This window comes from Pseudoalteromonas sp. Angola-4, assembly GCF_028599265.1.
GTDB lineage: Bacteria > Pseudomonadota > Gammaproteobacteria > Enterobacterales > Alteromonadaceae > Pseudoalteromonas > Pseudoalteromonas atlantica.
Map to the genome: position 1 here is coordinate 1 of NZ_JAQREK010000051.1, position 650 is coordinate 650.

1 protein-coding gene is annotated in these 650 nt (G+C 42.6%); it reads left to right on the plus strand.

The genetic code is table 11. The features are described 5' to 3' along the window. On the plus strand, window positions 1-650 hold a 650-nt coding region (locus tag PSH48_RS20710; RefSeq protein WP_273612292.1), incomplete at both ends, for an aminotransferase class V-fold PLP-dependent enzyme.

Sequence of the window (650 nt, forward strand, 5' to 3'; positions counted from 1 at the left end):
GGCATTAGGGCAGCTGTTTAATGCGCCTTGTGAGCAATTTTGTCCTCAGGTTAATTTATCCAGTGGTTTAACTAAATTGGTTATGTCACACCCCGTATTTAATAAACCACAGTGTACGGTATTAATGGCGCAGGCTGATTTTCCCAGTATGGGGTTTGTAATGCAAAAAGCACTGCCTGAATGTGCAAAAATACGCTACATCCCTGAGCATGAAGACTTGAGTGATAGACAGGTATGGCAGCGATATTTAACTTCAGAGATTGATGGGGTCTTTGTTTGCCATGTTTATTCTAATACGGGTGTGCAAGCTCCCATAAACGATATTGTGGCGCTGAGTAAAGTCACGAATACACTCTCAATAATTGATGTGGCGCAATCGGCAGGGGTTATCCCTGTCTATCTAACGGCGTTAAATGCTGACTTTATGATTGGTTCAAGTGTGAAGTGGCTATGCGGAGGGCCAGGTGCGGCCTATTTATGGGTAAATCCAAAGCAAATAACGAAATGTGAGCCAAAAGATGTTGGCTGGTTTTCACATCAAAACCCATTCGAGTTTGATATTTCGCATTTTCAATATAACGCTAAAACACTTAGATTTTGGGGCGGTACGCCCTCGGTACTTCCTTATATTATTGCCGCACATAGTATGG